At 70.0% G+C, this 26,552-nt stretch carries 27 protein-coding genes and 1 pseudogene; 15 read left to right on the forward strand and 13 right to left on the reverse strand.

Annotation, left to right across the window (positions count from 1 at the left end):
* The first annotated feature begins 144 nt into the window (after positions 1 to 144).
* Both ABZU99_RS13280 and ABZU99_RS13285 read left to right on the forward strand, forming a co-directional pair.
* Complete coding sequence (locus tag ABZU99_RS13280) at positions 145 to 417, forward strand: DUF3311 domain-containing protein (protein WP_356046882.1); 273 nt, start codon at positions 145 to 147, stop codon at positions 415 to 417.
* The gene (locus ABZU99_RS13285; RefSeq protein ID WP_356046880.1) at positions 414 to 1,913 is read left to right on the forward strand and encodes a sodium:solute symporter family protein; all 1,500 of its coding nucleotides are present in this window, start codon (positions 414 to 416) and stop codon (positions 1,911 to 1,913) included. Before ABZU99_RS13280 ends, ABZU99_RS13285 begins: the two co-directional genes overlap by 4 nt.
* 9 nt (positions 1,914 to 1,922) lie before the next feature.
* Here the strand turns inward: ABZU99_RS13285 and ABZU99_RS13290 are convergent, their stop codons facing one another.
* Positions 1,923 to 5,576: a BTAD domain-containing putative transcriptional regulator gene (locus ABZU99_RS13290; RefSeq protein WP_356227813.1), complete on the reverse strand. Its 3,654-nt coding sequence runs from the start codon at positions 5,574 to 5,576 to the stop codon at positions 1,923 to 1,925.
* Positions 5,577 to 5,618: 42 nt separating this feature from the next.
* Complete coding sequence (locus ABZU99_RS13295) at positions 5,619 to 6,164, reverse strand: Uma2 family endonuclease (RefSeq protein WP_355938881.1); 546 nt, start codon at positions 6,162 to 6,164, stop codon at positions 5,619 to 5,621.
* A 154-nt stretch (positions 6,165 to 6,318) separates the two neighbouring features.
* Here ABZU99_RS13295 and ABZU99_RS13300 point away from each other — a divergent pair, with 154 nt between their 5' ends.
* A complete protein-coding gene (locus ABZU99_RS13300; RefSeq protein WP_355938878.1) occupies positions 6,319 to 7,116 on the forward strand; it encodes a site-2 protease family protein in 798 nt (265 codons plus the stop codon).
* Positions 7,117 to 7,386: 270 nt separating this feature from the next.
* Complete coding sequence (locus ABZU99_RS13305; RefSeq protein WP_355938875.1) at positions 7,387 to 7,767, forward strand: VOC family protein; 381 nt, start codon at positions 7,387 to 7,389, stop codon at positions 7,765 to 7,767.
* A gap of 392 nt (positions 7,768 to 8,159) precedes the next feature.
* Here ABZU99_RS13305 and ABZU99_RS13310 read toward each other — a convergent pair whose 3' ends face one another.
* The gene (locus ABZU99_RS13310) at positions 8,160 to 8,660 is read right to left on the reverse strand and encodes a GNAT family N-acetyltransferase (RefSeq protein ID WP_356050219.1); all 501 of its coding nucleotides are present in this window, start codon (positions 8,658 to 8,660) and stop codon (positions 8,160 to 8,162) included.
* A gap of 182 nt (positions 8,661 to 8,842) precedes the next feature.
* Between ABZU99_RS13310 and ABZU99_RS13315 the strand changes: the two genes are divergently transcribed.
* The gene (locus ABZU99_RS13315) at positions 8,843 to 9,160 is read left to right on the forward strand and encodes a VOC family protein (RefSeq protein WP_356050218.1); all 318 of its coding nucleotides are present in this window, start codon (positions 8,843 to 8,845) and stop codon (positions 9,158 to 9,160) included.
* Between the two features lie 75 nt (positions 9,161 to 9,235).
* Here ABZU99_RS13315 and ABZU99_RS13320 read toward each other — a convergent pair whose 3' ends face one another.
* Complete coding sequence (locus tag ABZU99_RS13320) at positions 9,236 to 9,469, reverse strand: GntR family transcriptional regulator (RefSeq protein ID WP_355851750.1); 234 nt, start codon at positions 9,467 to 9,469, stop codon at positions 9,236 to 9,238.
* 457 nt (positions 9,470 to 9,926) lie between these two features.
* Between ABZU99_RS13320 and ABZU99_RS13325 the strand changes: the two genes are divergently transcribed.
* On the forward strand, positions 9,927 to 10,181 hold the full coding sequence (locus tag ABZU99_RS13325; RefSeq protein ID WP_356050217.1) for a hypothetical protein: 255 nt from the start codon (positions 9,927 to 9,929) through the stop codon (positions 10,179 to 10,181).
* Positions 10,182 to 10,608: 427 nt separating this feature from the next.
* Here ABZU99_RS13325 and ABZU99_RS13330 read toward each other — a convergent pair whose 3' ends face one another.
* The 6 genes from ABZU99_RS13330 to ABZU99_RS13355 form a co-directional block, all read right to left on the reverse strand.
* Positions 10,609 to 10,803, reverse strand: coding sequence for a hypothetical protein (locus tag ABZU99_RS13330; protein ID WP_355954305.1), 195 nt, complete (start codon positions 10,801 to 10,803; stop codon positions 10,609 to 10,611).
* Between the two features lie 127 nt (positions 10,804 to 10,930).
* A complete protein-coding gene (gene npdG, locus ABZU99_RS13335) occupies positions 10,931 to 11,656 on the reverse strand; it encodes an NADPH-dependent F420 reductase (RefSeq protein WP_356050216.1) in 726 nt (241 codons plus the stop codon).
* A 47-nt stretch (positions 11,657 to 11,703) separates the two neighbouring features.
* The gene (locus tag ABZU99_RS13340; RefSeq protein WP_356050221.1) at positions 11,704 to 12,534 is read right to left on the reverse strand and encodes a carbohydrate ABC transporter permease; all 831 of its coding nucleotides are present in this window, start codon (positions 12,532 to 12,534) and stop codon (positions 11,704 to 11,706) included.
* Between the two features lie 101 nt (positions 12,535 to 12,635).
* A complete protein-coding gene (locus ABZU99_RS13345) occupies positions 12,636 to 13,562 on the reverse strand; it encodes a sugar ABC transporter permease (protein ID WP_355954300.1) in 927 nt (308 codons plus the stop codon).
* 68 nt (positions 13,563 to 13,630) lie between these two features.
* Positions 13,631 to 14,989 carry a sugar ABC transporter substrate-binding protein gene (locus ABZU99_RS13350; RefSeq protein WP_356050215.1) on the reverse strand — a complete coding sequence of 453 codons (1,359 nt, stop codon included), beginning with the start codon at positions 14,987 to 14,989 and terminating at the stop codon, positions 13,631 to 13,633.
* Positions 14,986 to 16,110, reverse strand: coding sequence for a sialidase family protein (locus tag ABZU99_RS13355; protein WP_356050214.1), 1,125 nt, complete (start codon positions 16,108 to 16,110; stop codon positions 14,986 to 14,988). Before ABZU99_RS13355 ends, ABZU99_RS13350 begins: the two co-directional genes overlap by 4 nt.
* A 367-nt stretch (positions 16,111 to 16,477) precedes the next feature.
* Here ABZU99_RS13355 and ABZU99_RS13360 point away from each other — a divergent pair.
* Positions 16,478 to 16,633: pseudogene (locus ABZU99_RS13360) on the forward strand (IS5/IS1182 family transposase); the annotation flags it as partial.
* Between the two features lie 120 nt (positions 16,634 to 16,753).
* On the forward strand, positions 16,754 to 17,497 hold the full coding sequence (locus tag ABZU99_RS13365; RefSeq protein WP_356050213.1) for a hypothetical protein: 744 nt from the start codon (positions 16,754 to 16,756) through the stop codon (positions 17,495 to 17,497).
* 600 nt (positions 17,498 to 18,097) lie between these two features.
* Here the strand turns inward: ABZU99_RS13365 and ABZU99_RS13370 are convergent.
* Complete coding sequence (locus ABZU99_RS13370; protein ID WP_355954291.1) at positions 18,098 to 18,547, reverse strand: cupin domain-containing protein; 450 nt, start codon at positions 18,545 to 18,547, stop codon at positions 18,098 to 18,100.
* A 30-nt stretch (positions 18,548 to 18,577) separates the two neighbouring features.
* Positions 18,578 to 19,309 (reverse strand): SDR family oxidoreductase, encoded by a 732-nt coding sequence (locus tag ABZU99_RS13375; protein ID WP_355954288.1) that lies wholly within the window; start codon positions 19,307 to 19,309, stop codon positions 18,578 to 18,580.
* Between the two features lie 549 nt (positions 19,310 to 19,858).
* On the opposite strand from ABZU99_RS13375, the gene ABZU99_RS13380 reads away from it, so the two are divergent.
* Both ABZU99_RS13380 and ABZU99_RS13385 read left to right on the forward strand, forming a co-directional pair.
* Positions 19,859 to 20,083 carry a hypothetical protein gene (locus ABZU99_RS13380; RefSeq protein WP_356050212.1) on the forward strand — a complete coding sequence of 75 codons (225 nt, stop codon included), beginning with the start codon at positions 19,859 to 19,861 and terminating at the stop codon, positions 20,081 to 20,083.
* A 52-nt stretch (positions 20,084 to 20,135) separates the two neighbouring features.
* Positions 20,136 to 20,741 carry a hypothetical protein gene (locus ABZU99_RS13385; RefSeq protein ID WP_355954282.1) on the forward strand — a complete coding sequence of 202 codons (606 nt, stop codon included), beginning with the start codon at positions 20,136 to 20,138 and terminating at the stop codon, positions 20,739 to 20,741.
* Between the two features lie 30 nt (positions 20,742 to 20,771).
* On the opposite strand, the gene ABZU99_RS13390 is transcribed toward ABZU99_RS13385, so the two are convergent.
* Entirely contained in the window at positions 20,772 to 21,014 is a 243-nt protein-coding gene (locus ABZU99_RS13390; RefSeq protein WP_355954279.1) for a hypothetical protein, read from the reverse strand.
* A 73-nt stretch (positions 21,015 to 21,087) separates the two neighbouring features.
* On the opposite strand from ABZU99_RS13390, the gene map reads away from it, so the two are divergent.
* From map to ABZU99_RS13415, 5 genes are all read left to right on the forward strand, one after another.
* On the forward strand, positions 21,088 to 21,945 hold the full coding sequence (map, locus tag ABZU99_RS13395) for a type I methionyl aminopeptidase (protein ID WP_355954276.1): 858 nt from the start codon (positions 21,088 to 21,090) through the stop codon (positions 21,943 to 21,945).
* Positions 21,946 to 22,143: 198 nt separating this feature from the next.
* Positions 22,144 to 23,277 (forward strand): iron uptake system protein EfeO, encoded by a 1,134-nt coding sequence (gene efeO / locus ABZU99_RS13400; protein WP_355954273.1) that lies wholly within the window; start codon positions 22,144 to 22,146, stop codon positions 23,275 to 23,277.
* A gap of 56 nt (positions 23,278 to 23,333) precedes the next feature.
* Entirely contained in the window at positions 23,334 to 24,593 is a 1,260-nt protein-coding gene (gene efeB / locus ABZU99_RS13405) for an iron uptake transporter deferrochelatase/peroxidase subunit (protein WP_355954270.1), read from the forward strand.
* Positions 24,594 to 24,668: 75 nt separating this feature from the next.
* Positions 24,669 to 25,649 carry an iron uptake transporter permease EfeU gene (gene efeU / locus ABZU99_RS13410; protein WP_356050211.1) on the forward strand — a complete coding sequence of 327 codons (981 nt, stop codon included), beginning with the start codon at positions 24,669 to 24,671 and terminating at the stop codon, positions 25,647 to 25,649.
* Positions 25,636 to 26,505: a hypothetical protein gene (locus ABZU99_RS13415; RefSeq protein WP_356227816.1), complete on the forward strand. Its 870-nt coding sequence runs from the start codon at positions 25,636 to 25,638 to the stop codon at positions 26,503 to 26,505. Before efeU ends, ABZU99_RS13415 begins: the two co-directional genes overlap by 14 nt.
* Positions 26,506 to 26,552 lie beyond the last annotated feature (47 nt).

A 26,552-nucleotide genomic window follows, 5' to 3' on the forward strand; every position in this document is an offset into this window, starting at 1 on the left:
CCCGCCGCTCTGGTGACACCCTGCCGCGCCTGTCCGCGCCGGTCCACCCTCCAGTCCTGTCCGGACGTCTCCCGAGTACTCTTTTCCCTGCCCACCCTCCCGTTTGCCCCTCAACGGCCGGAGGGGCCTGTTGTGGAGACCCCCTTGTTCAGGAACCGAAAGTCGCTGTGGTGGCTGCTGGGGACGCCCCTCGCCTATCTCGGCGTCCTCCCCCTCGCCAACCGGGTGCACCCCACCCTGCTGGGCATCCCCTTTCTCGCCCTGTGGCTGGTGATCGCCACCTTCCTCACCCCGCTGTTCGTATGGCTCGCCGCCCGGCGCGATCCCATGTGGCAGGCCGCGCGGAACCCGGGTGAGCGGGACCACGGCGCAGGCGACCACGGCGCGCGCGACCACGGCGAGGGGGAGGTCCGATGAGCGGGAGCGCGATCGTCTCCGTCTCCGTCCTGGCCGTCTTCATGATCGCCACTCTCGGCCTGGGCATCGCGGCCGCCCGCGGACGGGCCCGCGGCGATCTCGCCGAATGGTCAGTGGGCGGCCGCAGCATGGGCCTGGTCCTCACGCTCGTGCTGATGGCGGGCGAGACCTACACCAGCTTCAGCTATCTCGGCGCCGCCGGCTGGTCGTACACCAACGGCATCTCCGGGCTGTACGTCGTGGCCTATCTGTCCATCGGCATGACCATCAGCTACGTGGTCGGCCCGATCCTGTGGTCTTACGCCCGCACGCACGGACTGCACAACATCAGCGACATCGTGAGCCATCGCTTCGCCGCGCCGTGGTTCGGCGCGCTGATCGCGGTGCTCGCCACCGTCTTCGTGCTGCCCTACATCCAGCTCCAGATCACCGGCATGGGCGTGGTCGTCGCCACCGTCAGCTACGGCACGATCGGGCTGTCCCTCGCCTATCTGCTCGCCTTCCTCATCTCCGAGATCTTCATCCTGGTCAGCGGGTTGCGCGGCAGCGCCTGGGTGTCGGTGCTCAAGGACAGCCTGGTCGTCATCACTCTGGGCATCGTGTTCGTGTACGTACCGCTGCACTACTTCGGCGGCCACGGCGCGCTGCTGCACCGCATCACCACCGAGCACAGTGCGTGGCTGACCCTGCCCGGACCGGCCAACCAGGCCCTTGGCCTCGGCTGGTTCATCTCCACCGCCATCCTCAACGGCGTCGTCTACACGATCTTCCCCACCCAGGTGGCGGGGTTCCTCGGGGCGCGCAGCGCGCAGGTACTGCGGCGCAACGCGATGCTGATGCCCTTCTACCAAGTGCTGCTGTTCGTGCCGGTGCTGCTCGGCATGGCCGCGCTCTTCGTCGCCCCCGGGCTGAAGGACTCCAATCTGGCCCTCTTCGAGATGATCAGCAGGGAGATGCCCGCCTGGCTGGTCGGGCTGATCGGCGCCGCCGGTGCGCTGTCCTCGATCGTCCCCACGGCGGTCTTCATGCTGGTCATCGGGACGATGTGGGGCCGGTCGGTGCTGGGCGCGCATCCGCGTACGGCGCCGCGCCAGCGGCAGCTGTCGCAAGCGGTCGCGCTGCTCGCGGGGGTTGTGGCGCTGGTCATGACCTACACCTGGCCCAACGCCCTGGTGCGGCTGTCGGTGCTCAGCTACGAGGGCATGGCGCAGCTTCTGCCCGCCGTGCTGATCGCGCTGCTGTGGCGGCGGATGTCGGCGCTCGCGGCGGTCTGCGGGATCGCGGTGGGGGTGGGCCTGGTCCTCTGGTTCGTCTTCACCGAGCACGACCCGTTCCACGGCATCAATGCCGGGCTGATCGCGCTCGCCGCCAATCTGCTGGTCATGGTCGGCGTCACCCTGCTGCGGCCGGACGACGCCCCCGCGGACCGGCTGGCGCGGGCCGAGGACGCGGCGGAGATCGCAGGAGAGCGGGAACCGGCACCCAGCGGCTCCTGAGCCACGCGGTCAGACGAGGGCGGTGGCCTCCTTCAGGGTGAGGCCGCCGCCCTCCGCGTACGCCCGTTCGTACGCCGCGTCGCCGAGCAGCGCCCGCGCCGCCGCCTCGGTGTGCGCACGGCCCGTCCGTTCGGGGACCGACACGCGGTAGTGCAGGGGCTCGCGCAGCGCGTCGTACGCGCCCACCAGGCGCGCCGCGGCCTTCATCCGCTCCGCTCCGCCGAGGACGCCCAGCGCCTCGGCCGCGGTCAGCAGCTGGGTCACCGGGACGAACGGCGCCACCAGCTCCGTCACCCGCTCGTTCGTCTTCGCCAGGGCCCCGCGCACCGTCACCAGCGCGTTGCCGGGCCGCCCCTCCACGAGGTCCAGCCAGGCCAGCATCCCCTCCGCCACCCCCTGGAACAGACCCAGCGCCCGGACACCGAACTCCCCATGGAGTTTCAGCAGATGGGCCCGCGCCTCGGCGGTGCGGCCGGTCATGCCGTACCGCTGCGCCAGATGCAGCCGGGCATACGACAAGGCCTCGGCGCTCACATGCGAACCCCGCTCGACCACCTCGCTCAAAATCCGCTCGCCCTCCGCCGCCTCCTCCTCGTCCCCGAACTCCACGAACACCCCGGCCAGCCGGGCCCGGAGCAGCAAGACCTGCGCATGCGCCCCGAGCTTCTCGGCGTAACGGATCGCCGCGCGGTAGTCGTCGGCCGCCGCCGCGCCCTCACCGCGCTGCTCCCGTGCCTCACCACGGCCGGAGAGCGCCTCCGCCGCGCCCCACGCGTCGCCGAGTCCGGTGAAGATCTCCAGACTCTCGTCGGCGTCCGTGGTGGCACCCCGGTCCCGGCCGCTCCGCTCGTTCATGACCTTGGAGCGCAGCTGGAGGTTGAACGCCAGCTCCCACGCGTAGCCCAACTCACGGCAGGTGCGCACCGACGCGTCGACGATCTCCGCCAACCTGTCGAAGTCGCACTTCAGGATCACCGCGAAGAACCACATCAGGCCCGGGACGCGGCATGTCTGTGGCAGCCCGGGACGGTAGGCGGAAACGATTCCCTCCAGCTCGCGCTGCGCCTCGTCGCTCGCCATGGAGCGCACATCGCCCTCGACGTTGGCCAGCGCGAACAGCCGCACCCCACGTCGCGCCTCCGCCAGCACCTCGGGCGCCATCGGGGGCGGAGCGGCCGTGCAGCTCTCGTACAGCGGCGCCGCCGGTGCCACCGGCGGGTCGAAGGGGTTGGGGCCCAGCCGCGCGACGGCGACCCCCCACTGGCGGGCCTCGACGCGGTGGCCCCGCAGATGCCAGAACCAGCCCAGCGAGAGCACCAGGCACAGCGCCTCCTGCTCATCGCGCGCCGCCACGGCCCGGCGCAGCGCGGTGCGCAGATTCTCGTGCTCGGTCTCCAGCCGGTCCAGCCACTCCCGCTGCGCCGACCCGCGCAGCAGGGGATCGGCGGTGCGGGCCAGCTCCCGGTACGCGACCAGATGCCGACCCTCGACCGCCCCCCGCTCCCCCGCCTCGTCAAGCCGCTCCGCCGCGTACTCACCGACGGTCTCCAGCAGCCGGTACCGCATCCCCCCGTCGCCGCCGGGCGCGGCGACGACCAGCGACTTGTCGACAAGCGAGCCGAGCAGGGCGGCGACGTCGCGGGGATCGACCGGGTCGATCCCCGCGCCCCTCCGGGGCGCCTGGCCCCCGGCTCCGGCCCGCGCGCCGGAGCCGGAGCCGTCGTACGCGGCGGAGGCGTCGTACGCGGCGGAGGCGTCGTACGGGGCGGCCGGGGGCGCGGCGCCGGCCCGTGCCTCCGTCTGCCCCGCCGGCACGGCGCCGTCCCGGCCGATCGCCGTCGCACCGTTCCCGGCGAAGCCGCTCCCGGTCCGGCGCGACGTCGCGCCGGACACCCCACCGGCACCGGACGCCCAGCGACCGCCCGGTGCGCCCGTGTCCCACGGCCCTCCGGGGCCTTCGCCGGGCGGTGCGCACCCGGCGGGCCGGGGCGCACCGCCCGGCGGGGCCTGCGGGTCGCCGCAGACCGCTTCCGCCGCCGTCAGATCGCAGCCGCCGGCGAAGACCGACAGACGGCGCAGGACGGTGCGCTCGGGGGTGTCGAGGAGGTGCCAGGACCAGTCGACGACGGCGCGCAGGGTCTGCTGACGGGGCAGCACGGTCCGGCTGCCGTTGGTCAGGAGGCGGAAGCGGTCGTCCAGGCGGTCGGCGAGCTGACGCGGGGTGAGCAGCCGCAGCCGGGCGGCGGCCAGTTCGATGGCCAGCGGGAGGCCGTCGAGGCGGCGGCAGATCTCGGCGCACGCCACCGGGTCGTCCTCCGTACGGAAGCCGGGCCGGGCCGCCGCACCCCGGTCCTGGAGGAGGCGCAGCGCCACCGGGTCCGGCAGCGGCTCCACGGGCCGCACCAACTCGCCCGGGACGGCGAGCGGTTCGCGGCTGGTCGCCAGCACCGTGACGCCGGGGCACCGGGCGAGAAGGGACTCGGCGAGCCGGGCCGCGGCCTCCACGAGGTGTTCGCAGTTGTCGAGCACGATCAGCATGCGGCGCGGCTCGCAGTGCTCCATCAGCCGGACGAGCGGATCGTGCGCGGCCGGATCGGCCGCGGCGCGCAGCCCCTCCGCCGCCGTGCCGCGGATGACGGTCTCGCGCGCCCCGAGGGCGGTGAGCACCGTCTCCGGCACGGTCTCGGGGTCGTCCACGGGCGCGAGCTCGGCCAGCCACACCCCGTCCGGCCAGGCTCCCGCCACCGACTCGGCGGCCTCCTGGGACAGCCGGGTCTTCCCGGCGCCGCCGGGCCCGAGGAGGGTGATGAGCCGGTGGGCGCCCAGGTCGGTGCGGAGCGACGCCAGGTCGGTCTCCCGGCCGACGAAGCTGGTGAGGCGGGCCCGCAGATTCCCGCCGCCGGGGCGGGCGGCGGTGGCAGGGAGAAGGGGTCCGCGTTCGGGTCGTTCGGGTGCCAGCAGCTCCGCGTGGAGAGCGCGCAGCTCGGGGCCGGGGCCGGCGCCCAGCCGGTCGGCGATCTCCGTACGGATCGCCTCGTACGCGGCCAGCGCCTCCGCCGTACGGCCCGCCTCCCGCAGGGCACGGACGCGCAGCGCGTGCAGCGGCTCGTCCAAGGGGTGCGCGTCGCACAGCCCGGCGAGCACGGGGAGGGCCCGCTCGGCGCGCCCGAGGGCGAGGTCGGCGGCGATGCGGGCGCGCCGCGCCTCGAGCCGCCGCGCCTCGGCGCGGGCGGCGGCGGCCGCGCCGTCGGGGAGATCGGTGAGCGCCGGGCCGCGCCACAGGGCGAGGGCGTCGTCCAGGAGGCCGGCGGCCTTGCCCGGGTCGCCGTCCGCGAGTGCGCGGGCGCCCTCCCCGGCGAGCCGTTCGAAGCGGTGCAGATCGACATCGTCGGGCCCGGCGCTCAGCCGGTAGCCGCCGGGCACCGACGCCACGGCGTCCTTGCCGAGCGCCCGGCGGAGCCGGCCGACCAGGGCCTGAAGGGCGCCGTTCCCGTCGGCGGGCGGGTCGTCCCAGATCTCGGCGATGAGCGCGCCGGTGGTACGCGCTCTGCCGGGGCTCAGGGCGAGAGCGGTCAGCAGTGCGCGCAGGCGGGCGCCGCCGAGGTCGACAGGGGTGCCGTCGTCACGGTGGGCCTGGGTGGTGCCGAGGATGGCGTAGCGCACGGGCCCATTGTGGTCGATGCCCCGTCAGGCGGGGCACCAGCCTCAGACGCGCATGAATTGCGACGAGTCGAGGACGAGCGTCTGGTCGTCCACGGGGATCTGGATCTTCTCGCCGAAGGTACCGGACACCGAGTGCTGATAGTTCCCGTCCTCCGGCCGGGTCAGCAGCGTCCAGCGGGCGGTGAGCACATTGACGACGAGGTACGCCTCGATGCCGCGCAGCGCGTAGTGGTCGGACTTCGTGCTGTAATCCCGCTCCTCGCTCTCCGGCGAGACGACCTCGACGACGAAGCGGAGCAGGTCTTCCGGAAGCTTGCTGTCGCGCGGAAGCACCTTGTCGCTCGGCACGGCCGACACGTCCGGCTCCGGGCTGTAGCCCTCCCGGGGCGGAACCACTTTGAACTCACCGACCGCCGTCCAACCCGGCAAGCTCTGCTCGATCTGGCTGGCGATGCGCCGCTGCGTGGTCCAGTGCGCTTGGGTAATCGGTACCAACGTCAGTCCGTTCCTGGTCAGCCGCAGCCGCATGCTCCGGGGCAGCCGAATCTGCGCCTCCAGATCCACCGCCCTGTCCTCCGCGATCGTCACTTTTCCTCCCTGGCCAGGTTGGTCTCAGACTAGCCGCTGGACACCCCGCCCGTGTGGCCCCGATCACCCCTGTTCCCGCTTGCCCGGAACTGTGCGCACACTGGTCGTCGTTCCACCGTCAGTGATCAGGACCCCGTATGGAGACACCCACCCCATGACCACCGCAGTCAGCCGCCGCGACCGCCGCATCAGCCCCGTCTTTCTCGGCTTGGTCGCGATCATGGTCGTGTCCGCGTGGGCCGTGTGGACGGACTACTCCGCGAGCCCCGGCTTCGCCGTCTTCCTCTTCGTCGTCTCCGGCTGGGTCGTCTCGCTGTGTCTGCACGAGTACGCCCATGCCCGCACCGCGCTGCACGGCGGGGATCTGTCGATCGGCGCGAAGGGTTATCTGACCCTCAACCCGCTGAAGTACACGCATGTGGCGCTCAGCATCGTGCTGCCCGTCATCTTCGTGATCATGGGCGGCATCGGGCTCCCCGGCGGGGCGGTCTTCATCGAGCGGCACCGGATCCGGGGGCGCTGGAAGCACAGCCTGATATCGGCCGCCGGGCCGTTCACGAATGTGCTGTTCGCGGTCGCCCTGACGGCGCCGTTCTGGCTGGGCGCGGTGGACCGGGTGCCGGAGGTCTTCCGCTACGCCCTGGCGTTCCTGGCGATGCTCCAGGTCACCGCCGCCATCTTGAACTCACTGCCGGTGCCGGGCCTCGACGGCTACGGGGTGATCGAGCCCTGGCTGTCGTACCGGGTGCGACGGCAGGTGGAGCCGTACGCGCCGTTCGGGCTGCTCGCGGTCTTCGGGGTGCTGTGGATCCCGGAGGTCAACCAGGGGTTCTTCGACGCGATCGACGCGCTGATGCGGGCCATGGGCGTATCGGCGTGGGACACGTACTGGGGCCAGGAATTCTTCCGGTTCTGGCAGGGCGAGCCCAGCGCGTACCCCTCGGCACGCTGATCATGGCGCGGTCAAGGTCCGGTTCGACAAGACCACCTGCCTGGCCTGCCCGGTCCGCGCCCAGTGCACCGCCTCCGCCACCCGTCCCCGCGCCCTGGCCCTGTTGCCCGGCTGCCCTGTTGCCCAGCTGCCCGGACAGGGGCAGCCCTGAAATCATCTCGCCCGTGCTCGCCTCGTCCGGTAGGGTCCCGGGATTGTTTCGCTGCTGGGAGCCATGAGGTTCGCGTGCGGCCTCCCCAGCGGTTCCCAGGCTGAGAGTAGGTTCCGTTCATGGCATGTCGTATCAGTGAGCTCGTCCTCGATTGCCGCGACCCTGAGGTGCTGGCGCGGTTCTGGTGCGAGGTCCTGGACTTTGTCGTGCTCGATCGCGAGGACGACGGCTCGATGGAGATCGGGCCGCGCGAAGGGTTCGGCGGTCCGCAGCCGACGATCATCCTCAGTCGCAGTGATGAGCCGGAGAAGGGGAAATCCCGGCTGCACATCGACGTCAACGCCACCGACCGCGATCAGGACGCCGAGCTCGAACGCCTTCTCAAGCTCGGTGCTCGCCCGGCCGACATCGGCCAGACAGGGGAGGAGCAGTGGCATGTGCTGGCCGACCCCGAAGGCAATGAGTTCTGCCTGCTCAAGGCCCGCCTCGCCCCACTCTGATGCTCATCGGCCACGCCTCGACACCAGGGGCCTGGGGTCTGCCGCGAAGCCCGGTGTGACGGGCATGTCGTGATCGTCAAGTAAGTGAGGTCTCCGGTAGAGGGTTCATCGAGTTCATCGACCAAGAAGAACCTGAGCACCGGAGACCTCGTGGCCGCCCTAGCGGTGACGAGGCGGCTTGACCTGACCGATGGGCAGTGCGCGCGGCGGGAACCGCTGTTGCCTGCGCCCACGCGATCGGGTCGGCCGTCAGTGTGGACGAAACGGCGGCTCATCGACGGGATCAGGTGACGGGTACGGGTCGGTGCGCCCTGGCGGGACGTCCTGTCGCACACCGATGATCACTGGTGGCCGCACCCGTCCCTCAGCCGCCCCGCCATCAAGATCACGGTCTACTGCCGGAGTACCAGGTCGCGCTGATACCAGGTGCCCGGCTTACCGCCGAGGTGGGCCGGGTCGGCCGGACCAACCGGGACGAAACCGGCCTTGATCAGCACCCTCTGGGACGCGGCGTTATCGCGGGCGGTGGCCGCCCGCAGGGCGTGCAGCCCGTGCCGCGCCGCCGCCAGCCGACACAGCTCCCGGACGGTCGCGGTCGCCACGCCGCGGCTGGCGACGTGCTGCGCGACCCGGTAGCCGAGTTCGGCAGTGCCGTCCTCGAAGTCGTACAGGTTGAACCGGCCCAGCACCGAACCATCCTCGCCGACGAGCACGTAGAAGGCGCCGATGCCGGCCTCTTGTTCAGCCAGCAAGGCGCTGTGCCGGTCGGTGAACTGGTCGTAGTACTCGTCGCCGCGGTCGGAGACCGAGGCAGCGAAGTAGGCGCGGTTCGTCAGCTCGAAGGCCAGGACCGCCGGGGCATGGCCAGCATGCAGCCGCTTCAGTTCAGGCACTGCCCGACCCTACCCGGATGGCGCGTCGGGGGTCAGCTGAGTTTCCGCCAGCGGCGGACAGCCCCAAGACCAGGCCACATAACGATCTACGGCTGGAGCACTCGGGCCTGTCCGGCGGATCATGCCGGGCTTGGCGGGGTCTGGCATGACCGCCGGAGGGTCCCTGAACTCGCCGGAGGACCTTGGAATGGAGACATGTCATCGTTCACTCGGCTGATCCCGTGGCCTTGCGAGAGTGGTGGGCCGAGGTCCTCGGCTGGGTGGCCCACTCCTCCGACGTGGAGTTCGCGATCCGCCCGGCGCCGGATCGCCTGCCGGAGCTGGAGTCCGTCCGGCTCGACGAGCCCAAGAAGACCAAGAGCCGACTGCATCTCGACTTCGTACCCGACGACCAGGACGCCGAGGTAGCTCGCCTAGTGGCTCTCGGCGCGCAGCGTGTCGACATCGGCCAGGGTGATCAGTCGTGGGTCGTCCTGGCCGACCCGAACACTCACAACTAGCGGTTCTGAGGATACCCCCAGCTCAGCGGGTGCGCGGCGGCTGAGCTCAACCCATCAACTCCCATATTGCAACGACTAGTTGGCGCCGTCCGTGACGAACGACCCGATGCCGTTCTCAGTGCGGATCAGGCCGCGCTCACGTAGATCAGCCAGCGCCTTCCGCGCAGTCACCTGGGCGACGCCGAACTCAGCGCACAACGCCAGGATGCCGGGCAGCTTCGACCCCACCGGGTACGCCCCAGCGGCAATGCGCCGTTCAATCTCAGCGCTGATCTGTGCCCACTTCGCGCGGGTTGGGTCTAGCTCCACAAGATCAATGCTCCGCGCTGCGGCGAAGTAGGGCTAGGGATAGCGAGCTATAGCAAGGTCGCGTAACGTAGGGGTTCCGGTACCCGCCGGAAACAGAACGGCCCGCTCCGCTGGATCTTGGCAGAGGCAGCGGAACGGGCCTGAGAGACGAAAGGACGTCTCCCAATGCGAACCCTACTTGCCGCGCTTCTCGCGCTCTTCCTGCCTGCCCGGGGGAAGCGCCGCGCTACGTCTGCACCCGTCGTCCGCCGCGTCACCCGTCCGCTGCCTGCCCCCGGGGCACCCCGTCCGGCCGACGCGATCGAAGCTGACGGGCTTCCCCTTGTCCGGCCCTATCTCGTCGCCTTCGAGCGGCAGCGGGAACGGGAACGGCAGCGCGACCGGCGGACGGCGGCAGCACTCGCAACGATGGGCGTTGACTTCCTGGGGGGGGCTCGGCATGACTGACCTTCGCCGTATGCCGCTGAGCGCCGACGGTCGCACGGGCTTCTGTCAGCCGGGCGGAGTCGTCGCCGCTATGAGCGACGCGATTGAGAACGACTTGATTGAGTCCGGCGCCGTCGTCCTGGGGCTTGTGCGCGCCATGCTCGACGGTCCCCAACTCACTGCCGACGAAGCCTGGTTCATGCTCCACCGCACAGCCGAGTGCCTGACGGACGCGCTGAACGTCGCTGAGCTACGCGGCGAACGACTCGGGGTAGCGGACGACTAAGCGACGGCTTCACCAGAGACACTCCGCTTCCGCTTCCCGCCGCCGTGCCTGCCGTTCCGTGCCGTCGTCGTCCACTTACGCGCGGCGACGTCATGAAGTTTCGGATCGACTGGTACGACCATGCTCGCCGCGCTGGCGTCGCTGTTCCGCCTTGCGGCGCCCTCTACGTCCTCGGGTGGACCGTCGCCACCGTCGTCTGCCTCGGAGTCGCCCTGAACGGCCGTGGGCGTTGTCCGGTGCTCCCAGGGGGTCGGCATGCCCTCGGCTGCACGTTCCATCGCCGCAGCGGACGCGGAGCGGGCAGGATCATCCGCGCTACCGATCATGGATTGCATGATCCGCTGGATCACCCGTACCGCGTCCTCGTCGGGCGCCAGCGCGCACCCGCCGGACGCCAGCCGCTTCCGTAGAGCCCCACCTCCCGGCCTCAGCTCGTAGCGCCCTCACGCTCCGTGGCCCGCCCCGCCCGGGCCTTGCGGGCGTAGTACCAGGTCATGTTGGACGAGATCCCGGCGAGCAGGATCCACACCGCCCCGAGCCAGCTCCCCCGCGCGAAGGACACGACGGCCGCGGCGGTGGCCAGGAGGCAGACGGCGAGGGTGTAGAGGGCGAGGCGGGGCATGGGGTCGGCTCCTGTCGGGTCCTGTCGGGGGTGCGGCACTCCCGGACATTGTCGCCCATGCCGGGACGCCGCCGCGCCGGCCGGGGGCCCAGGGGCCCTCGGCCGGACGTACGGGCGCCTGGACGTCCTAGACGTCCGTCACCCGCAGACCCGCGTGGGCCTTGTAGCGGCGGTTGACCGAGATCAGGTTGGCCACCAGGGACTCGACCTGGTGGGCGTTGCGGAGCCGGCCGGCGTAGACGCCGCGCATCCCGGGGATCCGCGCGGCCAGGGCTTGCACCATGTCGGTGTCGGCGCGGGTCTCGCCCAGGACCATCACATCGGTGTCGATCTGGTCGACCTCCGGATCCTGCAGCAGGACGGCCGACAGATGGTGGAAGGCGGCGGTGACCCGGGAGTCCGGGAGCAGGGCGGCGGCCTGCTCGGCGGCGCTGCCCTCCTCCGGGGTCAGGGCGTACGCGCCCTTCTTGTCGAAGCCGAGCGGGTTGACGCAGTCGACGACGAGCTTGCCGCGCAGCTCCTCGCGGATCGACTCCAGCAGCGTGCCGTGGCCCTCCCACGGAACGGCGACGATGACGATGTCGCTGCGCCGGGCGCACTCGGCGTTCTCCGCGCCCTCGATGCCGGTCTCGGCGCCGCCCAGCTCATCGGCCGCCGTCCGGGCGCGCTCGGCCTTGCGCGAGCCGATGATCACCTTCTGGCCCACCTTGGCCAGCCGGTAGGCGAGGCCGCGGCCCTGGTCGCCGGTGCCGCCGAGCACGCCGACGACCAGGCCGGACACATCGGGAAGGTCCCACGGGTCCTTGGCGGGGGCCTTCTTCGCGGGGGTTGTCGCGCCATCAGAAGTAGTCATGACAGCGATACTGTCACGCTCTCCCCGCGCCTTCACTGTGCCGTTTGTTACGCCTTAACGCTTCCCTCCGTCAGCCCTGTACGCCAGTACCGCTGCAAGACGCCCATCAGCACCATCAGCGGCAGGACGGACAGAAACGCCCCACCGACCGTGTACTGGTACAGCTCGGGCTGCCGGTCCGCGTACCCCTGCCAGGAGGTCAGGCCGAGCTGGATCGGATAGAGGTCGGAGTCCGAGAGCATGACCAGCGGCAGAAAGAAGTTGTTCCAGATGTGGACGAACTGGAAGAGGAAGACGGTCACCAGAGCCGGGGTCATGAGCCGCAGCCCCAGCGTGGAGAAGATCCGCGCCTCCCCCGCGCCGTCGATCCGCGCCGCCTCCAGCAGTGAGTCGGGCACGGCGGCGGCCGCGTAGATCCGGCAGAGATAGACGCCGAACGGGCTGACGACGCTGGGGATGAGCACGGCCCAGTAGGTGTTGGCGAGCCCGATCTTGCTGAAGAGGAGGTAGAGGGGGAGGGCCAGCGCCGTACCGGGGATGAGCACACCGGCCAGGATGACGTTGAAGATCCCCTCACGGCCGGGGAACCGGTACTTGGCCAGGGCGTAGCCGGCGGCGGCCGACAGCAGGGTGGCGGCGAGCGCGCCGATGCCCGCGTACATCAGGCTGTTGGCGAACCACCGGACGTAGATGCCGTCGTCGTACGTCAGCACCCGGTGCGGATAGTCGATCGGATGCGGATCGGAGAACCAGAAGCCGAAGGTGCCGAAGAGATCGCTGCTGGACTTGGTGGCGGAGACGATGAGCCAGTAGACGGGGGTGAGGAAGTAGAGGGCGGCGACGGCGAGCAGCGAGACGGTGATGATCCGGTAGCGCAGCGGTCCGCCGCCGCGCGGCGCGCGGCGCCGGCTCCGCCCGTCCTCGCCCGTCCGGGGTTCCGGTACGCCGTCGGCCGGGACCTCCTTGGTGGCCTGTGTACTCACCGGCCCTCGCCGTCCTTCCCCTGCCCCCGCTGTCCCACGAGCCTCAGGAAGCCGAAGGACAGCACGCACGCGACCAGGGCCAGCAGCACCGCCTCGGCCGCCGCAATGTGCTGGTTGTTGCTGGTGAACGCCTCGTTGTAGGCGGCCAGGTTGGGTGTGTAGCCGGAGTCGATGGAGTTGCTGAGCGGCTTGAGGACCTTGGGCTCGGCGAAGAGCTGGAGCGTCCCGATGAGGCTGAAGACGCAGGTGAGCACGAGCGCGGGCCGGATCAGCGGGAGCTTGATGTGGCGGGCGACCTGCCAGGCGTTCGCCCCGTCGATGCGCGCCGCCTCGTACAGCTCGCCCGGTACGGCCTTCAGCTGGGCGATCAGCACCAACATGTTGTAGCCGGTGAACTGCCAGGTGACGATGTTGGCGATGGACCACAGCACGGTGGAGCGGCCCAGGAAGTCGACGTCCCAGCCCGCCGAGTGGGCCATCTCCACGAGCGGGCTGATCCCCGGCACATACAGAAAACCCCACAGGATCGAGGCGATCACCCCGGGGATGCCGTACGGCAGGAAGAAGGCGGTACGGAAGAAACCGACCCAGCGCGCGGACGCCGCCTCCAGCAGCAGCGCGAGCCCGGTGGCGAGGGCGATCATGACCGGGATCTGTACGGCGCCGAAGAGCAGCACCCGGCCGAAGCCGGCGGTGAAGCGGTCGTCCTCCAGCGCGTGGACGTAGTTGGACAGGCCCGCCCACACCTGCTTCGTCTCGCCACCGAGGCCGAGCGGCCCGGTCCGTTCGACCTTCAGCAGACTCTCGTAGAGGGCGTAGCCGATGGGCGCGATGAAGCACAGGAGGAAGAGCGCGAGGAACGGCAGCAGGAATCCGGCCGCCGCCCGCGCGCCGCGGGCCTCGGTGCGGGTGGGCCGTCTCACCCGGTCCCGCACCCCGCCCCTCACCCCGCCCCTCACCCGGCCCCTCACCCGGTCCCGCACCCCGCCCCTCACCCGGCCTCCACCTTCAGGCCCTTTTCCTCGAGGTCGGTGAGGGTCTGGCCCTGCACCTTCTTCAGCACGGACCTGAAGCTGCCGCCGCTGCCGATGGCGGCGGTGAAGGCGTCGCCGAGCCGCTGATAGAGGGTGTCGGTGGCCGGGCCCCACTTCCAGCTGGTGTCCACGCCCTTGCTGGCCTCGTCGAACACCTTGCTGTACTCCTGGCCGCCGAAGAAGTCCTTGTGGACATCGAGTCGGGAGGTGGCGTAGCCCTTCTTGGCGCCGGGGGTGCCATAGCCGTTCTCGATCAGCAACTTGATCGACTCGGGGTTGGTGTTGAGCCAGATCGCGAAGTCCAGCGCGTCCTTGGGATAGTTGCTCTTGGCGAAGATGGCGGTGGTGGAGCCGCCCCAGTTGGCGTAGGCGCCGTCGCCCTTCTTCCACTGCGGCATGGGCACGACCCGCCACTTGCCGGAGGTCTTGGGCGCGTTGCCGACCAGCAGGGCGTCGCCCCAGCTGGCGCCGAGCCAGGAGGCCATCTTGCCGGTCTGGACGTCCTTGTACCAGGCGTTCTGCCGGTCCGGAATGGTCTTGATGAGCTTCCGCCGCACCAGGTTGTACCAGTAGTCGGCGACCTTACGGGTCGGCTCGTCGTCGATGGAGACGATCCAGGTGTCGCCCTCGGTGCCGAACCAGCGCGCCCCGGCCTGCCAGGCCAGACCGGCGAAGCGGTTGCCGTTGATGGCCGAGAAGGTCTCGATCCAGGCGCCCTCCTCGCGGATCGTCTCGGCCGCCGTCGCATATTCGTCCCAGGTGGCGGGCGGCTCCACGCCCCACTTGTCGAAGAGGTCCTGCCGGATGAACAAGCCCATCGGGCCGGATGCCTGCGGGACGGCGTAGACCGCCTTGCCGAAGACGGACTGCTGCCACTGCCAGCCGATGAAATCATTTTTGTGGTGGGCGATCCCGTACTTCGTCAGATCGAGCAGGCCGTTGTCGATGAGGAAGCTGGGCACGACCGGGTACTCGATCTGGCCGAGGTCCGGCGGGTTGCCCGCCTTGATCGCGGCGTGCATCTTGGCGTACTGAGCACCGTCGACTGCCGAGACCTTCTCGACCTTGACCTGTACGTCGGGGTTCTTGCTGTTCCACAGGTCGACAGGCTTGTCGATGCCCGGCACCCAGGACCAGAAGGTCAGGGTGATCTTCTCGCCCTTCTTGCGTCCCTCGGGCTCGTCGTTCTTGTCGTCGTCCGAGCCGCAGCCCGCGAGGGCGAACCCGGCGGTCACGGCGGCCGCACCACCGAGGACAGCTCGGCGCGGCGTTCCATACCACTGCGTTCCTGATGTGCTCGTTCCTGATGTGCTCATACCAGCTCCTCCGTCGGAATGCGCCGGAACGTGATGGTCGAGTAGGCGCTGAAGTCGCCGGTCTCGTAGAGCAGTCCGACCGTTTCGTCATCCAGCCGGACCAGATCCGAATAGGCGGCGGGCAGCCCGTCGACGGTGTGCACGGGCCGCCAGGTGACGCCGCCGTCGCGGCTGGCGCGTACGGTCATCAGCGCGCGGTAGTCGGGGTCGGCGGGGCCGGAGTACAGCAGTAGGTCCGGCTCCCCCAGATGCAGCACACAGCCTTCGACGACGGGCGTGACGAGACCGGCCTGCGGCCGGAAGGGGAGGTCCAGGGTGGCGCCGCCGTCCCGGGAGTAGGCGTCGGCGCGGGTGCCGGGCGCGGTCGAGTCCGTGCGGGTGTTGAAGTAGACGCGGCCGTCGGGGAGTTCGGCGGCGGTCGTCTCATTGGCGTTGACATAGCCGTCCGGGTTGTCGTCCACGTACCCGATCCGCCAGGTCTCGCCGTCGTCGTCGCTGAGCAGAGCGTGCCCGCCGTTGTAGACGCCCTCCGTACCGTCGTCGCCGGGGACGGACGGCGGCAGGGAGTGGTTGGCCGGTACGACGATCCGGCCCGCGTGCTCGCCGTGGCGCAGGCGGATGGCGTGGCCCGGGGTCGTGGCGTACCAGCGCCACTCGGGCCGCTTCGTCCGCCCGGTGATCTCCCGGGCCTCGCTCCAGGTCACCCCGTCGTCGTCGCTGCAGATCAGCCACACCCGCCGCCCGTCGGCCGCGGACACCTCACCGCGCCGGATCCGCTCCTCGGTCGCGGAGGCGGCGCTGCGCACGTGCACCAGGACGATCCGGCCGTCGCGGGCGCCGCCCTCCAGGACGACGGGGGCGGGGTTGCCCGCCGTACCTTTCCCATTGCGGGCGACGACCTGTAAGGCGCCCCAGGACCGCCCGCCGTCGGCCGATCGCTTGAGCACGAGGTCGATCCGCCCGTAGTCGGCGGAGGACGCCACCCGCCCCTCGGCGAAGGCGAGCAGCGTCCCGGCACGGGTCGCCACCACCGCCGGAATCCGGTAGCTCGCATACCCCTCGGTGCCTGCCCGGAAGGGGACGGACACGTCGTACGCGCGCGCCGCCGTACCGTCTGCCATCAGACCCTCCCGATGCCGCGTCGCAATCGAGTGATGCCGAGTCAGAAAAATGGGACGTAGGACGTCCCTTGTGTGCGGTGACCATAGGGTTACGCCTTTGGAGCGTCAAGGGACGGCGCAGTGAACTCTTGGAACGGCCGACGCAGTTGGAGACGCCGTCCGCGTTGGCCCCGCAAGGGTCCTGCCGCCGCCTCCACCCAGACCGTCTTGCCGACCGGGACAAACGACTGGGCCGCCACCCCTGGACAATCGAGCGCACCATGGCCTGGCTCGCCGGCTGCCGTCCACTCCACCGCCGCCGTCCGCGTTGGCCCCACAAGGGTCCTGCCGCCGCCTCCACCCAGACCGTCTTGCCGACCGGGAGACACGACTGGGCCGCCACCCCTGGACAATCGAGCGCACCGTGGCCTGGCTCGCCGGCTGCCGTCCACTCCACCGCCGCTACGAACGCGAAGCCGGACACTTCCTCGCCTTGACCGCCATCGCCCGCACCCTCATCTGCTACCGCCGGCTCACCAACTGAACCGAGAACAGCACCGTAGTACCGTCGCCGCTCCCCTCCTTGCCACAATCAAGGGCGCATCAGGCGACGGGGAGGACAGCAATGGTGGAAGCGTGGGATGTGGCTGAGACCGCGGGGACGGTGGCATCAGCCGCAGCGGCGGCTGTGGCCACAGGGCTGGTCGCCTGGCAAGCCCGGCTCGCGCGTCGCGCCAACGCCAGCGCCCACGCCGTTGTGATCGATTCAGCCAAGGCCCGGCTGGACGCGGAGGCACCGGACCTGGATGTCAGGGTCCTTGCCCCGGCGTGGCCCCCGCTGTGTGACGCAGATGACAGCACATCCCATCCGGCAGGCGGCACCGTCTGGCTCCTGCCCCGCGACGAGCAGCAGACGCTCGTCTGCACACTGCCGGTTGACCTCACCAACCGGGGAACGCGGGATGTCGAGGTGACGATCAGCGGCGACGTCCGTCCGGTTACCGGATTTACGGATCCCGCATGGCGCCCTGGCCAGCTGATCGAGGATTTCCTGACGCCTGGCAGAGAGCCGTACCGCTTCCACCTCCAGGGAACACTGACGTTGCGACAGTGCGCCGACAACCAGGCCGCACGCGAACAAGGCCGCCCGCTACCGCATCGAATAGCCGGTGTTGTGATCGCCACCGACCGGCGCGATGAAGGGATCACCGACCGGTGGGAGTTGATGATGACCGGCTGCCCGATCGAACCGGTCCCCGAGACGGAGAACCAATGGCGTCTCACCGCCGATTCCGCGGTGCCTCAGTGGAAGAACCTCACCGTGGAACCGGTCGCCCGGGAGCGCACCTACTGGATCTCCCGCCGCCGAGGACTGACGTATCCCTCGGTCGAGGACCTCCTCGACTGATCCGTCGCCCGCAACAATGCGTGGCGCTCTCCCGATGACGCCGATCACCTTGATTCGGGCGAAGCCATCGGCCGGGGCCACCTGCTCAACGATGAAGCCCGCCGAGGCGCCGGGGTGCGGCTTGTCCTGATAGACCTGGAACGCCGGAAGAACACCCGCGACGTGGACCGGGCCTGATCACTGTAGTAAAGGATCCGATGCGCCGACGCGCGCCCACATGTGGACAGGGCCGGTGGCCACGAGGTCGGGCACCGCATAGAGCGGCCCGCGGTCAAGACAATGCCTCCGGCGGGGGATCGGCCGGCACCGGGATGGAAGGGGCCCGTTCCCGACTGCGGGTCCGTAGGTGTGGCGTGCGCGGGGAGCTCCCATCCCGTCCACCGCCGACCCAGGCAGAGCCGAGCAGACGCGGCCCACGGCGTCCAGGTCGTTCTTACAGTGGCGCGCTCCACCTGGACGCCATGGACCACACCGCCCCACGGTGTGTGGGTCGACGGCGGACGGGTTGAACTCGTGGTGTCGTGGGGGCTGACGGCTGCTGATCTGTGCGGTATCACCGAGGGACCAGCAGACCCGCCTGAGCAATCGCACCGTTTAACCTCAGTAGGTGCCCGGACGGGGAGCTCGCAGCTGTTGACGCTGTGCCAGCTCTTCGTCGTCGACCAGGGTGAGCATGGGCTGACCCGGCGCACACATCATGGTGACGAGGAAGCGGCTCCAGGAGTCCGTCCGGTTGTTCCCGTCCTGGTAGTGGATGACATCGCCGCCCGGCTCCCAGAACGTCTCCCCGGCCTTGATCACACGCTCGGGCTCGCCTTCCAGCTCGAAGAGCATCTCCCCCTCCAGCATGTAGCCGAAAGCGGGTCCCGAGTGCCGGTGCGGAGGGGTACCGGGGTCGCCGGGAGGGAACTCGATGAGGACCGTCGTCGCCTCTGCCCCATCCGGAATGGACGGTGGTTTCACCGACTGCAGCTCAGTTAGCGCCGTTTTCCATGCTTCTGAGCGCGGTTGGCTCTCAGTGCTGTCTGCTGCCGGCTCATTGTTCGACATTGTGAGGCCTCCGGTGGTGGGCTGGGTGGTTCAGGAGAGCCAGTCGCTGTAGTGGGTGGGGGCGATGCGGGCGTCGCCCTTGGCGGTGAGGGCATCGCCGTGGACGGCGGCGAACATGCCGGCGGTGTCGTCGGTGACGACCGTGCGGCCGTTGGGGTGGGCGTTCAGGGTGATCCGGCCGAGTTCGTCGAGGGGGAAGACGTCGGGCCCGGCGATGTTGAGGGTGCCGTTCAAGGGGGGACCGGCGGCGACTTCGGCGACGGTGTCGGAGATGTCCTGGGCGGCCATCGGCTGGAGCGGGGTGGTGGACAGGCGGACGGTGTCGCCCTCGGTGGTCCAGGACATGACGGCGTCGATGAACTCCATGAACTGGGTGGCGCGGACGATCGAGTAGGGGACCGGCCCGGCCTTGAGGATGTCTTCCTGCAGGACCTTGGCCCGGTAGTAGACGAGGTCGGGCACCTGTTCCGCGCCGACGATCGAGAGAATGACGACGTGCCCCACCCCGCCTTTGTGGCTGGCGACCAGGAGGTTGTCCATCGAGGTCTGGAAGAACGCCGGGGACGCGTCGTCGAAGGTCGGGGAATTCGTCAGGTTGACGACCACGTCAGCGCCGGCCACCGCCTCCGCCAGGCCCCGGCCCGTGATCACGTCGACACCTGTGGACAGCGAGTGCGGCACGGCCTCGTGCCCGGCCGCGTTCAGCTTCTTCACGACCTGCGACCCGATCAGGCCGGTACCGCCGATGACTGCGATATTCATAGGGCACCTTTCGTCGCGCACCGATAGGTCATACGTCCAGATTGCGACTGTGCAGTGCGCGGCGCATGCGGTCCGTGCGCTCCTGGGCATCCTGGTCGCGCTGCGTGCTGACGGCAACGCTGACGGCAATGGGTGCATATAGGCGACTGCGAAGTCGGTAAATCGAGCGGCCCATGCGGGGGGCTCCAGAGGTACAGCAACGAAGTACAGCAACCCCGCCGACCGCAGACATCCTGTACCGGCTCCAGAACCATGTGCCAAGGCCTGTATGGCCCCCGATGACCGATCCGCACAGAGCTACGGATCAAGGTTGCACTACGACGAGGCGGCTCGGCGCAGGCCGGGCCGTCTCAGTTTCCGTCTCATTCACGGCCGTTCGGAGCCGTCCACGACGATACGCCGATGCTGATCGACCACGGGTGACGACCCGGCATGTACGCAGATGAACGGGCCGGACGACCCGCCGCAGGCCCCAACACACTGAGCGGACGTGTGGGTCCTTACGCGAGGGGGCGGGGCACGGCCAGGGGCCGACCGGAACTCCTGCGTTTGCCCACCTGGAAGAACCAGCGCGCGTTCGCCGCCAAGATCGGCGTCAGCCGGCGCACGGTCCCCGAGTGGGAGAAGCGAGGCGTGGGCAGCGTGCTGCGCACGATGAACCCCGGCGTCCCCACCTCGCGGGGGCACCGCCGGGGACCGGGGACGCAACAGGTACGTCGCGCCGCGTCCCAGGTACGTCGCGCCGCGTCCCCCGCCCGTGCCCCGAAGGGGTGAGCCGGGGCCGAGTCGGCCACGGTGAGGCTTGGGGCCCGGGAGGATGCGGGGCATGGACGCCGTACGGGTCGCGCTGTTGCGCGAAGTGCTCGCCGGAACCGAGTGGTTGCAGGCCACGCGCCGTTTCGCGGGGTCCTTGCGGGGCTCGGTCGGGCCTCGTGGGGGTGGGCTGCTGCTGGTGGGGAGCGAGGAGTACGAGCCCTGGCATCTGGCCGCTCATCTCGATGACGAGGCCGCCTGGTCGGGTCTGCCCGAGCTGTCCCCCACCCTGGTGCGCCACCGGGTACCGGAGGGGACCGTCCCCGCGCATCTGTCGGTGGGGCTCGGGCGGCTGGCGGGGGCGGGGCGGGGGGAGACGCTGCTCGTCGTGGCCCCGGGCGACCCCGGGGCCGGGCTTCTGGAGCGGGTGAACGACGCGCGCCGGGGCGGTGCGACCGTTCTCGCCCTCGACGGCGGCCACCTTGAACTGCACTCGCTGGCCCATGACGCCCTGTCCGCCCCCGAGGGGTCCGACCTCGACCTCGACACCGTCCAGCACCTGGTGAGCGCCGCCGCCGGTGAGAACACCCTGCCCACCCACTCCGGCCACCGCCGCTTCCGCGACCGCCTCGCGCGGCTGGCCGAGCAACTGACAGCGCCACCGCCCGCGCGGTGGTGACCGCCGCCGCCGGTGAGAACGGGCGTGTCCTCAGTCGCCGGACGGTCTGGAGGCGCCCCCGCCTGCCGGGTCATCCCGCCAGCGCTCGTCGTTCTCCCACTGCAGGTTCCGCTCCGCGGCCAGCTCCATCGCCCGCTCCGCTTCGCCGCGCGTCGCATACGGCCCCATCCGGTCCGCCGCGCGGCACTCCGGGCCCTCCTCGACCTTGTGGTGCTTGATGCAGTAGTACCACTCGCCCGGCTTGCCGGCGGCCCTCTTCCTGAACAGCGCCATCCCGCTCTCCGTCCTCCCCGTCGCACTCCCTTGCGGCCATGCTGCCCGATGCGCCGCCGATACACTCGCTGATATGTCTGGCCAGTCTCTTCTTGTCCCGGGGAAGCTCTCCCCCACGCGCCCCGTCCCCGCCTCGATCCCGCGCCCCGAGTACGTCGGGAAGGAGGGGCCCTCGCCGTACGAGGGTCCCGAGGTCCAGGACGCCGAAACGATCGAGCGGATGCGGATCGCCGGGCGGATCGCCGCACGGGCGATGGAGGAGGCCGCCAAGCTGATCGCGCCGGGGGTGACCACGGACGAGCTGGACCGGGTGGCGCACGAGTACATGTGCGACCACGGTGCCTACCCCTCCACGCTGGGCTATCGCGGCTTCCCCAAGTCGCTGTGCTCGTCCGTCAACGAGGTCATCTGCCACGGCATCCCCGACTCCACCGTCCTCAAGGACGGCGACATCGTGAACCTGGATGTGACGGCGTACATCCACGGGGTCCACGGCGACAACAACGCCACCTATCTGTGCGGCGAGGTGGACGAGGAGTCGCGGCTGCTGGTCGAGCGGACCCGGGAGTCGCTCAACCGCGCGATCAAGGCGGTCAAGCCGGGCCGCAGGATCAACATCATCGGCCGGGTCATCGAGTCGTACGCCAAGCGCTTCGGCTATGGCGTCGTCCGCGACTTCACGGGCCACGGCATCAATTCGTCCTTCCACTCCGGTCTGATCGTGCCGCACTACGACAGCCCGCATCACACGGCCGAGATCAAGCCGGGGATGACCTTCACCATCGAGCCGATGCTGACCTTGGGCACGTACGAGTACGACATGTGGGAGGACGGCTGGACGGTTGTCACCAAGGACCGTAGGCGGACGGCCCAGTTCGAGCACACGCTGGTGGTGACGGAGACGGGCGCGGAGATCCTTACTCTGCCGTAGGGCCGGTGTGCCGCCCGCCGTGTCCAGCAGCGCTGACGGCGGCAGACGCCTCGCATGACCAAATCTTTACCTTTTGACAAGGGCTTTATAAGACCCCGGTGGAACCGCACAGGCAAGGCTCAGTTAAGTTAGGGCAGCCTTATCGAGCAACGCCCTACTTGCACCCGTCCCACCCCTGAGCCTGCCTGGAGCCCTTTTATGCGAGCCGCTCGCACTTCTGTCGTCGCCGCCATATCGGCCCTGACGACGATCACCGCCGTCGCCGGCTGCGCCGCGAAGTCCGACGCCAAGGACTCCGACGCCGTCCAGGTCACCGCCTCCGACGAGAAGTGCGAGGTCTCGAAGACCTCCTTCCCGGCCGGGCATGTGAAGCTCGCCGTGGAGAACAAGGGCTCCAAGACCACCGAGGTGTATGTGTACGCCCCGGGCGACCGGATCGTCACCGAGCGGGAGAACATCGGCCCGGGGACCCACGCCTCGATCAACGCCGAGATCAAGCCGGGCTCGTACGAGATCGCCTGCAAGCCCGGGATGAAGGGCCACGGCATCCGCCAGAAGGTGTCCGCCACCGGCAAGGGCACGGCCGTCAAGCGCAACCCGCAGCTGGACAAGGCCGTCGCCGCGTACCGCACCTACGTCCAGGCGCAGGCCGACGAGACGCTGCCTCTGGCCCAGAAGTTCGCCGACGCCGTCAAGAAGGACGACCTGGAGGCCGCGAAGAAGGCGTACGCGCCCTCGCGCGTCGGCTGGGAGCGCACCGAGCCGGTCGCCGAGTCCTTCGGCGACATCGACCCGAAGGTCGATGTGCGCGAGGACGGCCTGGAGAAGGGCCAGGAGTGGACCGGCTGGCACCGGCTGGAGAAGTCGCTCTGGAAGACGAAGAAGATCACCAAGGCCGACCACGACCTCGCCGACCAGCTCATCAAGGACCTCAAGGACTGGCAGAAGCGCGTCGGCACCGCGGACATCACCCCCACCGGCATGGCCAACGGCGCCAAGGAGCTGCTGGACGAGGTGCAGACCGGCAAGGTCACCGGTGAGGAGGAGCGCTACAGCCACACCGACCTGGTCGACTTCGAGGGGAACGTCGAGGGCGCCGAGAAGTCGTACACGCTGCTCAAGCCGGTGGCGTCCAAGAACGACCCGGCGCTGACCAAGGAGCTGGACAAGCAGTTCTCGACGGTGAAGAAGCTGCTCGACAAGTACCGCGAGGGCGACGGCTTCGTGTCGTACGACACCGTCTCGGAGTCGAAGCGCAAGGAGCTGTCGGACGCGGTCAACGCCCTGGCCGAGCCGCTGTCCAAGCTCGCCGCCGCCGTCGTCGTCAAGTAGCCGACGCCGACGTCAGAGCCACTCAAGCCAACGCCAAGCGACAGGGAGAGCCGGGCATGACCGACGAGGCCACGACGAGCCCCTCACGCCGCGCGCTGATCGGCTGGGGCGGTGCCGGGCTGGCGCTCGGCGCCGCGGCCGCCGGCGGCACGGCGGCCGCCATGGGCGCCACCGGGGACGACCCGCATCCGGTGGCCGAAAGCGGCGCCGCGGTGCCGTTCTACGGCGCCCACCAGGCGGGCATCGCCACCCCCGTACAGGACCGGCTGCACTTCGCGGCCTTCGACGTCACCACCGACGACCGCGACGAGCTGATCGCGCTGCTGAAGGAGTGGACGAAGGCGGCGGCCCGGATGACGCAGGGGCGCGCGGTCGGCGGCGGCGCGGTCAGCGATCTGGTGGAGGCGCCGCCGGACGACACCGGTGAGGCGCTCGGGCTCAAGGCGTCCCGGCTCACCCTCACCTTCGGCGTCGGGCCGACCCTCTTCAAGGACAAGAAGGGCAAGGACCGGTTCGGCCTCGCGGCGCGCCGCCCCAAGGCCCTGACCGACCTGCCCGTCTTCCCCGGCGACGACCTCGACCCGAGGCGCAGCGACGGCGATCTGTGCGTCCAGGCGTGCGCCGACGATCCGCAGGTGGCCGTGCACGCGATCCGCAACCTCGCCCGGATCGGCATGGGCAAGGTAGCGATCCGCTGGTCGCAGCTGGGCTTCGGCAAGACGTCCTCGACCACGCCGGACGCGCAGACGCCGCGCAACATGATGGGCTTCAAGGACGGCACCCGGAACATCGCGGGCACCGACACCGCCGCCCTGAAGAAGCATGTGTGGGTGAGCGAGAAGGCGGGCCCGGAGTGGATGGCCGGCGGCTCGTACCTGGTGGCGCGCCGCATCCGGATGCACATCGAGACCTGGGACCGCACCTCCCTCAAGGAGCAGGAGGACATCTTCGGGCGGGACAAGGGCGAGGGCGCCCCGTACGGCAAGCAGCGCGAGCACGATGCGCCCAATCTGAAGGCGATGCTGCCCGACGCGCATGTCCGTCTGGCCCACCCGGACTCCAACGGCGGCGTGCGGATCCTGCGCCGCGGCTACTCCTTCACCGACGGTACGGACGGTCTGGGGCGGCTGGACGCGGGGCTGTTCTTCCTCGCCTACCAGCACGACGTACGGGACGGTTTCGTCCCCCTCCAGCAGCGGCTGGCACGCAGCGACGCGCTCAACGAGTACATCCAGCACGTGGGTTCGGCGCTCTTCGCCGTCCCGCCGGGCGTCCGGAACGCGGACGACTGGTGGGGCCGGGCGCTGTTCTCCTGACGGACTCCTGAAGACCCCCGAGGGACCCCGACTCCTGAAGACCCCCGAGGGACCCCCGAGAGAAAGGCGAACCTCGTGTTCGGCAACTACCTGATCGGTCTGCGCGAAGGGCTCGAAGCCAGCCTGGTCGTCTGCATCCTGATCGCCTATCTGGTCAAGACGGGGCGCCGGGACGCGCTGCGGCCGGTGTGGCTGGGTATCGGCGCCGCGGTCGCGCTGTCCATGTCCTTCGGTGCGGCGCTGGAGTTCGGCTCGCAGGAGCTGACCTTCGAGGCGAAGGAGGCGCTGGGCGGCTCGCTGTCGATCCTCTCGGTGGGCCTGGTGACCTGGATGGTCTTCTGGATGCGGCGGACCGCCCGCCATCTGAAGGCCGAACTGCACGGAAAGCTGGACGCCGCCCTCGCGATGGGCACCGGTGCGCTGGTGGCCACGGCCTTCCTGGCGGTGGGCCGGGAGGGCCTGGAGACGGCGCTGTTCGTATGGGCCGCGGTGCGGGCGAGCAACAACGGCACGGCCGATCCGCTGATCGGGGTGGCGCTGGGGCTGCTGACCGCGGTGGCGCTGGGCTGGCTGTTCTACCGGGGCGCGCTGAAGATCAATCTGGCGAAGTTCTTCACCTGGACCGGCGGGATGCTGGTCGTGGTGGCCGCGGGTGTGCTCGCGTACGGCTTCCACGATCTGCAGGAGGCCGAGTTCCTGCCGGGGCTGCACACGCAGGCCTTCGACATCAGCGGGACGATATCGCCGGACACCTGGTACGGCACGCTGCTCAAGGGCGTCTTCAACTTCCAGCCGGACCCGACCGCGCTTCAGGTGTGGGCGTGGTCGTTGTATCTGGTCCCCACGCTCGCGGTGTTTCTGCTCCCCGGTAGGGTGTCGCCGTCCAAAGCCGCCCCGAAGGAGCCGCAGCCCCATGACGAGCAGGCCACGCAGGCCGTCCCGCCGGCAGATCGCAGTTCCGACGGCAGCAGCGGTGCTCACGCTGGGGATGACGCTGACGGGGTGCATGACGGTGCACGGCGAGCGGGAGAACATCCCGTCGGTGGACAAGGCTGAGGCCCCCAAGGCCCTCCAGCGGTTCGCCGACGGGTACAACAAGGCGTACCGCGAGCTGGATCCCTCTCTGGCGAGCAAGGTGGAGACGGGTCCGCTGGCGGCCATCAGCACGGCCGACCTCAAGGCCCAGCACGCCAACTCCCCCGGCGGGAACCCGAAGTTCTTCGCGCTGAAGCTGTCCGACGCCCACTACTCCATCCCCAGGCAGGTGGGCTGGCCGAAATTCTTCGTCGCGGACACCGACAGCAACCGGGACGACAACCGCTGGCTGTTCGTCTTCACCCGCGCCGGTGCGGATCAGCCGTGGAAGGCCGCGTATCTGTCGATCCTCAGCCAGGACGAGGTGCCGGACCTGGCGAAGGACAAGGAGGGCTGGGCCAAGCCGGTACAGGTCAAGGGGCCGACGCCGAAGCTGGCCACCCGGCCGGACAAGCTGAGCGCCCAGTACACCGACTACCTGATGACGGGCAAGGGCAAGATTTTCGCCGATGGACAGGCGACCTCGGGGCTGCGGGATTCCCGGAAGAAGTTCATGCGGACCCCGAAGTTCTGGACGGAGTACATCGACACCCCCGCCCAGGGCGCCGCGTACGCCCCGGTGGGGCTGCGCACCCAGGACGGCGGGGCGCTGGTGTTCTTCGCCTCGCACCACCGGCAGAAGCAGACCATGGCCAAGGGGTTCCGGCCCAACCCGGACGCGCAGATCAAGGCGCTGATGACGGGCGAGGCGAAGAAGGCGGTGACCCTCACCAGGGTGGCCGAGTCGGCGGTGCGGGTCCCCGCCAAGGACGCGGCGGACTCGCAGGTGGTCTTCCTCAACCGCCTGGAGGGCGTGACGGCGGCCAGGGGCGAATAGGCGCCCGGCGCCTGGTAGATCCCGGCGCCTGGTAGGTCCCGGCGCCT

Source organism: Streptomyces sp. NPDC005266 (genome assembly GCF_040607655.1).
In the GTDB taxonomy this organism is placed as follows: domain Bacteria; phylum Actinomycetota; class Actinomycetes; order Streptomycetales; family Streptomycetaceae; genus Streptomyces.